Genomic DNA, 6,827 nt, shown 5'->3' with positions numbered 1-6,827 from the left:
GGGCATCCCCCGCAAGAAGCGCCAACTGGAGCTATACCTTAGCTCGGTTTTTGGTCCAAGCCGCTGTCTAAAGTCTCGACGTTCGACATAGCACGATAACGGAAAGAGCGGACGGACATGGACAAGCTGGAGCAAAGGCTGGCGCTCGGGGCAGAAGAGTTGAACGTCGTTACACTGGATTTACACAAACACACTGCGGCTTGACGCCGCGCACGAGTCCTAAGCTATTGGAAAGAATGGTGCCCAGGGACGGGATCGAACCGCCGACACTGCGATTTTCAGTCGCATGCTCTACCAACTGAGCTACCTGGGCCCGGCCATGCGAACGCTGTCCGCGCGGGCGAGGCGGTCCCTAACTGCCGTCCCCGCCACTGTCCAGTGTCTCAGGATCGTCGGGCCTCCCCGGAATGCGATAGCCGTCACCCAGCCACTGCAGCATGTCGCGGTCCTTGCACCCGCGCGAGCAGAAAGGCACATGGTCGGCCACGGAGGGTTTGCGGCACAACGGGCACGGCTTAGACCGGTTCGGCATAGGCCCCCGACATGGCGAGCAAAGGGTCGCCGCGCAAGCTCACCGCGCCGCCGACCTGCCGCGCCAGCCGCTCGATCCAGCCAAATTTGTCTTGACCAGCCTCGAGCCGCTCGACCAGCGCCGGATACGCGACCAGCCGGATCGCCCCGGTCGACCGTGCCGCCCGCCGCAGCAGAGCGCGCGCTTCGAAACCGGCCCGGTCCTGCGCCAGTTCGATCAGCGATGGCCCGGTCCGCGGCCGCACGATCTGGACGAAGCCGAAGCCATTGACCGCCGTTCGCTCATACGGCTGCGGCAACAGCGCATCGATCGCCTCGGCCTGCGCCATCCGCGCCGCCTTGCTCCGCACCGTAGGCAGGTCGATCCCGATCGATCCACCGATCGCGAGCCGACGGATCGTCCTGGCCGCCGCCCGCACCCCGGCCAGCGCCAGCTCCTCCGACGGCAGCACGCCATCGACATCGATCAGGGTCATCGCCGGGGTCGGCGACAGGCGCAGCGCCCCGCCGCCGAACTCGACGATGCCAGACCGCGCTTCCTCGATCAGCCTCGACCAGCCCCCTTCCTCCAGTGCATCGTGTGGCGTGGGAAAGCCCAGCGTCCGCCCCAGGAGCCGCTCGGCAAGCGACGGCGGCGCGCCCGGCACCGCCTCGCTCACCCGCGCCAACGGCCGCTTCCACGGCTCGACGCCCGGGAAAGCCGCCCGCGTCACTTCGATCGCCAGTGCCGCCCCTTGCGTGACGCGCGGAGCCACCGCCAGGAGATATTCGACTCCGTCGGCGCTCGCGACCGCATTGCGCCCGGCCTGACCGATCGACGTCAGCCGCGCCGCCAGCACCGTCCCGGCCGACACGCTCCCCTCGATCTCAATCCGCGCCTCGACGATCTCGCCATCCGCAACCAGCGCCGCGCGGGTTTCACCAATACCCGCTTCGACGAGCCACTCAGGCAAGTGGAAATCCCGCACTCTTCAGCAAGTGCCGTGTCTCGCCCAGCGGCAGCCCGACGACGTTGGAATAGCTCCCCGCCATGTGCCGCACATAAACTTCGCCATAGCCCTGCAAGGCATAGCCTCCGGCCTTGCCGCGCCATTCGCCATGCCCGGCGTAAAAATCAATCTCCTCAACCGACAGCCGCTTCATCGCGATCATCGTCTCGACCACGCGCGACCGCAGCTCGCCGCCGGGCAGCGCCACTGCCACCCCGGTCAGCACGCGGTGCCGCCGCCCCGACAGCAGCGCCAGGCACTGCCGCAGCGTCGCTTCATCCTCGACCTTGGGCAGGATCCGCCGCCCGACCGCGACCACCGTGTCGGCCGCCAGCACCAGCGCGTCCGGATGGCGCACCGCTACCGCCGCCGCCTTCGCGCACGCCAACCGCAGCGCATGGACGCGCGGCAGTTCGCCCTTGGCGACACTCTCGTCGAGATCGGCGGGGTCGACCGCGTCCGGCACCACGCCGATGCGCGCGAGCAGGTCCAGTCGGCGTGGACTCGCCGAAGCGAGGACCAGTTTCATCAGTAGCCGGGCGGGCGCTCGCGGCCGGGCATGAAGCGATAGGTGATGCGACCCTTGGTAAGGTCATAGGGGGTGAGTTCGACCAGCACTTCGTCGCCGGTCAGCACGCGGATGCGGTTCTTGCGCATCTTGCCGGCGGTGTGGCCGAGCACCTCATGGCCGTTCTCGAGCGTCACGCGGAACATCGCGTTGGGCAGCAGCTCGGCAATACGGCCGCGCATTTCGAGAAGTTCTTCCTTGGCCATTCAAATCCTTCGGCATGCTGTCAGGGTGAAAAAGTCGCGCGTCCCTCTAGCGGCGAAGCGCGCCAAAGGAAAGACGGGCGCTCATACGGTGAGGATGGTCGACCCGGTGGTCGCACGCGACTCCAGCGCGCGGTGGGCTTCGGCCGCATCGGCTAGGGCGAAGCGCTGCCCGATCTCGATCTTCACCTTGCCGGAAGCGACGACCTCGAACAGCGCCGCCGCCGACTGCTCCAGCTCGGCGCGAGTGGCGACATAGTCGAATAGGGACGGCCGCGTCAGGAACAGCGACCCCTTCTGCACGAGCATCGCTGGCGAGAAAGACTCGACCGGGCCCGACGCCTGACCGAAGCTGACCAGCAGGCCGCGTCGCGCCAGGCAATCGAGCGACTTGGCGAACGTGTCGCGCCCAACCGAATCATAAACCACCGGCAGCTTCGCGCCATCGGTCAGCCGCACGACCTCGGCGACGAAGTCCTGCCGCGCGGTGACGATCGCATGGTCGCAGCCGTGCGCCTGCGCCAGTTCCGCCTTGGCGTCGCTCGACACCGTGCCAATCACCGTCGCCCCCAACGCCTTCGCCCACTGGCACAGGATCAGCCCGACCCCGCCAGCGGCGGCATGGATCAGGATGGTCTCGCCCGCCTGCAACGGCCGCACGCGGTTGATCAGCATGTCGACCGTCATGCCCTGCAGCATCATCGCCGCCGCCGTGTCGAAGTCGATCGCGTCGGGCAGGTGGACCAGGCTTGCCGCCGCAATAGTGCGCACCTCGGCATAGCCACCGATCGCGCTGGCATAGGCGACCCGATCGCCGGGGCTGAAATCGGTAACCCCCTCCCCGACCGATTCGACCACGCCGGCACCCTCGAGCCCCGGCGTGAACGGCAGCGGCAACGGATAAAGGCCGGTGCGATGATAGACATCGATATAGTTGAGCCCGACCACAGCCTGCCGCAGACGCACGTCGCCCGGCCCCGGGGCACCGACCGCAACCTCTTCCCACCGCATTACCTCGGCACCGCCGGGCTGATAGACTCTGATGGCGTGGGTCATGGCTTGGCTCCAAACAAAAAGGCCACGCCGCGACGTGGGTCGGGCGGGGCCGTTTTCAAGTCGAGATGAGGACGATCAGCCGCCGCTATGCGCCGACAGTGCCGCCAGCAGCAGCAACGCGACGATGTTGGTGATCTTGATCATCGGATTGACCGCCGGCCCCGCCGTATCCTTGTACGGATCGCCGACCGTGTCGCCCGTCACTGCGGCCTTGTGAGCCTCGCTGCCCTTGCCGCCGTGATTGCCGTCTTCGATATACTTCTTGGCATTGTCCCACGCGCCGCCGCCCGAGGTCATCGAGATGGCGACGAACAGGCCCGACACGATCACGCCGAGCAACAACGCGCCGAGCGCCGCAAAGCCCTCGGCCTGCCCAGCCACCGCAGTGACGACGAAATAGACCAGGATCGGCGCCAGCACCGGCAGCAGCGAGGGCACGATCATTTCCTTGATCGCCGCCTTGGTGACCAAGTCGACCGTGCGGGCATAGTCGGGCCGCGACGAGCCATCCATGATCCCGGGGTTGGTGCGGAACTGCTCGCGCACGTCCTTGACCACATCGCCGGCCGCCCGACCGACGGCGGTCATGCCCATCGCCCCGAACAGATAGGGCAGCAGCGCACCGAGCAGCAGCCCGACGATGACATACGGGCACTTCAGGCTGAAATCGACCGTCAGGTTGGGGAAAAACTCGTCGAGGTCGGTGGTGAAGGCCGCGAACAGCACCAGCGCGGCCAGCCCGGCCGATCCGATCGCATAGCCCTTGGTCACCGCCTTGGTCGTGTTGCCGACTGCGTCGAGCGCGTCGGTCTTGGCCCGCACGCTGTCGTCGAGCCCGGCCATTTCGGCGATGCCGCCGGCATTGTCGGTCACTGGCCCATAGGCGTCGAGCGCGACCACCATGCCGGCCAGCGCCAGCATCGACGTCGCCGCGAAGGCAATCCCCATCAGCCCCGCCAGCTTGAACGCGACGATGATCCCGGCGCAGATGACGAGCGTCGGCAACGCGGTCGATTCCAGACTGATCGCCAGTCCCTGGATGACGTTGGTGCCATGCCCCGTCTCGGACGCCTTGGCGATCGAGCGGACCGGACGATAGTTGGTCCCGGTATAATATTCGGTAATCCAGATGATCAGCCCGGTGATGACCAGCCCGAGCAGCATGCACCAGTAGAGGCTCATGCCGCTGATCGTCGTGCCGTTCGCGTCGATTGCCGCGTTCATGTCGCCCAGCGAATAGGCCGTCGCGAATTAGATCGCGACGGCGGACAGGATCGCAGTGACCAGGAAGCCCTTGTACATCGCGCCCATGATGTTGGTGCCGCCACCCAGACGCACGAAATAGGTGCCGATGATCGAGGTGACGATGCACACGCCGCCGATGAGCAGCGGCAGACTCATCAGGCTGAGCAGCGTCGCCGCCCCGGCCGTCTTCACCAGCAGCGCGGTCAGCACCATCGTCGCACCGACGGTGACGACATAGGTTTCGAACAGATCGGCCGCCATGCCGGCGCAGTCGCCGACATTGTCGCCGACGTTGTCGGCGATGACCGCCGGGTTGCGGGGGTCGTCCTCGGGACTTCCGGCCTCGACCTTGCCGACCAGGTCGGCGCCGACGTCGGCCGCCGTGGTGAAGATGCCGCCACCCAGGCGCGCAAAGATCGAGATCAGCGACGCGCCGAACGCCAGCGCGACCAGCGCCTGGACCACGACGCGGTCGTTCGGCTGATGGCCACCCGGGCCAATCAGGTAATAGAAGAAACAGGCAATCGCGAGCAGCGCGAGTCCGGCGACCAGCATGCCGGTGATGGCCCCGGCACGGAACGCCATCGTCAGGCCCTGCTGCAGTCCTTCCGACGCGGCTTGCGCGGTGCGGACGTTGGCGCGGACCGAAATGTTCATGCCGATGAACCCGGTCGCGCCCGACAGGACGGCCCCAAGCACGAATCCGACCGCCGACAACTGCCCCAGGAACAGGAACACCAGCACCGCCACGACGACGCCGACACCGGCGATGGTAGTGTACTGGCGGCGCAGATAGGCCCCGGCGCCTTCCTGGATCGCCGCGGCGACCTCGACCATGCGGGCATTGCCGGGCGAGGCGCGCAGCACCTGCTGGCTGGTGAACAGCCCGTACAGCAAGGCGATGAAACCGCAGACGATAGCGACGAGAAGCAGGTTCATGTCAGGAAAATCCCCCCAAGGACGCGTGCCCGGCCGCACGAACGGCGGTCCGGATTTGGCGCGGTTTCTAAGGGGAGGAAGTGACGGTGGCAAGACGCCTTGCGCTGAGCGTCGACGAACCCTCTAGCGGAACAGCAGTAACGCCCCGCCCATGCCGCAGACAAGCCCGCTCAGCGCAATCGCGATGCGGCGAAGATCAAGCGTGATGCTCATAACCAGGCGACTCCGGCGGCTCGACCGGCGCGCCCGCATCGTGAAGCGCAATCCCCGCGCCCGCGACCAGCTCACCGATCCGCACCAGTTGCGCGCCCGAAGGTAAAGATTTCCTTACCATCGCCTCCGTGCCGGGCGGCAGCGCGGCGAGCAGCGCATAATCGTCGCCCCCCGTCGCCGCGAACAGTCGCGCCGCCCGATCGTTTCCCCGCTGCGCGATGAACGCCGCCGACAAGGGCAGCGCGGCCAGGTCGACCGCCATCCCGACCTTGCTCGCCGCCGCCATCCGTCCGGCATCGATCAGCAACCCGTCCGACACATCCATCATCGCCGACGCCTGCGGTGCCAGCGCTCGCCCCTCGGCGATCATGGCGCGCGGCCGCCGATACGCCTCGACCAGCGGCCCGCTCGCCGTCGCGTCCGCAAGCAACACCGCCAGCCCCGCCGCACTGTCGCCCAGCGTCCCGACCAGCCACAGCCCGTCGCCCGCCCGTCCGCCCGCCCGATCCGGCACGCGCGCGCCGGCTCGCCCTATCGCGGTCAGCCCGAGCACACGCGGCGCGCCGTGCGGCAGGGCAATCGTGTCGCCGCCCAGCAGCGCGCAATCATACTCCGCCAACGCCGCCCGCAACCCCCCGACGAACGCCCGGTCCCAGGCACCGTCGCAGAGACAATAGCCGAGCAGCACCCCGATCGGCACCGCCCCCTTCGCCGCGAGATCGGACAGCGTCACCGCGACCAGCTTCGCCGCCACCGACTCCGCCGGGTCGCCGGGCAGATAATGCACCCCCTCGGCAATCATGTCGTGAGTCAGCACCAGATCGCCGAGCAGCGCGACGTCATCATCAAACCCGCGCGCCGCCCCCGCCGTCGCCAGCGCCCGCAACCCCGCAATGAATTCCAGTTCGCCGGTCATGCGCCCCTTTCTTGTCACCCCGGACTTGATCCGGGGCCCGCCTCCTTATCCCGACAGAAAGGCAGGTCCCGGGTCAAGCCCGGGATGACGCTGGCATTTGGTTCGAAGCCGAAACCTGCGTGGGTGCCGACCGAGCCGATCACGATTGCATGGCGGCGGCAAACGGG

At 67.5% G+C, this 6,827-nt stretch carries 6 protein-coding genes, 1 tRNA gene and 1 pseudogene; all 8 read right to left on the bottom strand.

Annotated features, from left to right (window positions below; all coding sequences use genetic code 11):
• Nucleotides 1–237 precede the first annotated feature (237 nt).
• The 8 genes and pseudogenes from RMN84_RS03995 to thiL all read right to left on the bottom strand — a co-directional run bounded on the left by RMN84_RS03995 (nucleotide 238) and on the right by thiL (nucleotide 6,660).
• Nucleotides 238–313, bottom strand: a tRNA-Phe gene (locus RMN84_RS03995).
• 39 nt (nucleotides 314–352) lie between these two features.
• On the bottom strand, nucleotides 353–532 hold the full coding sequence (locus tag RMN84_RS03990) for a DNA gyrase inhibitor YacG (RefSeq protein WP_309610911.1): 180 nt from the start codon (nucleotides 530–532) through the stop codon (nucleotides 353–355).
• A complete protein-coding gene (locus RMN84_RS03985; RefSeq protein ID WP_309610910.1) occupies nucleotides 516–1,484 on the bottom strand; it encodes a ribonuclease in 969 nt (322 codons plus the stop codon). Before RMN84_RS03985 ends, RMN84_RS03990 begins: the two co-directional genes overlap by 17 nt.
• Nucleotides 1,477–2,049 carry a Maf family nucleotide pyrophosphatase gene (locus RMN84_RS03980; protein ID WP_309610909.1) on the bottom strand — a complete coding sequence of 191 codons (573 nt, stop codon included), beginning with the start codon at nucleotides 2,047–2,049 and terminating at the stop codon, nucleotides 1,477–1,479. The genes RMN84_RS03985 and RMN84_RS03980 overlap by 8 nt, the downstream gene beginning before the upstream one ends.
• Nucleotides 2,049–2,294: a translation initiation factor IF-1 gene (gene infA, locus RMN84_RS03975; RefSeq protein WP_293940024.1), complete on the bottom strand. Its 246-nt coding sequence runs from the start codon at nucleotides 2,292–2,294 to the stop codon at nucleotides 2,049–2,051. The genes RMN84_RS03980 and infA overlap by 1 nt, the downstream gene beginning before the upstream one ends.
• Nucleotides 2,295–2,375: 81 nt before the next feature.
• Nucleotides 2,376–3,347 (bottom strand): quinone oxidoreductase, encoded by a 972-nt coding sequence (locus tag RMN84_RS03970; RefSeq protein WP_309610908.1) that lies wholly within the window; start codon nucleotides 3,345–3,347, stop codon nucleotides 2,376–2,378.
• A 75-nt stretch (nucleotides 3,348–3,422) separates the two neighbouring features.
• Nucleotides 3,423–5,531, bottom strand: a pseudogene (locus RMN84_RS03965) (sodium-translocating pyrophosphatase).
• A gap of 196 nt (nucleotides 5,532–5,727) precedes the next feature.
• Entirely contained in the window at nucleotides 5,728–6,660 is a 933-nt protein-coding gene (gene thiL, locus RMN84_RS03960; protein WP_309610907.1) for a thiamine-phosphate kinase, read from the bottom strand.
• Nucleotides 6,661–6,827 lie beyond the last annotated feature (167 nt).

Origin of the sequence: Sphingomonas sp. (assembly GCF_031380695.1) — a bacterium.
In the GTDB taxonomy this organism is placed as follows: domain Bacteria; phylum Pseudomonadota; class Alphaproteobacteria; order Sphingomonadales; family Sphingomonadaceae; genus Sphingomicrobium.
The sequence above is the reverse complement of the archived record's forward strand: the minus strand, read 5'-3'. Positions and strand labels throughout refer to the sequence as shown.

Excerpts from the sequence above, each read along its gene's own strand:
- RMN84_RS03990 (WP_309610911.1), bottom strand. The coding sequence starts at position 532 with ATGCCGAACCGGTCTAAGCCGTGCCCGTTGTGCCGCAAACCCTCCGTG.
- RMN84_RS03980 (WP_309610909.1), bottom strand. The coding sequence starts at position 2,049 with ATGAAACTGGTCCTCGCTTCGGCGAGTCCACGCCGACTGGACCTGCTC.
- infA (WP_293940024.1), bottom strand. The coding sequence starts at position 2,294 with ATGGCCAAGGAAGAACTTCTCGAAATGCGCGGCCGTATTGCCGAGCTG.
- RMN84_RS03970 (WP_309610908.1), bottom strand. The coding sequence starts at position 3,347 with ATGACCCACGCCATCAGAGTCTATCAGCCCGGCGGTGCCGAGGTAATG.
- thiL (WP_309610907.1), bottom strand. The coding sequence starts at position 6,660 with ATGACCGGCGAACTGGAATTCATTGCGGGGTTGCGGGCGCTGGCGACG.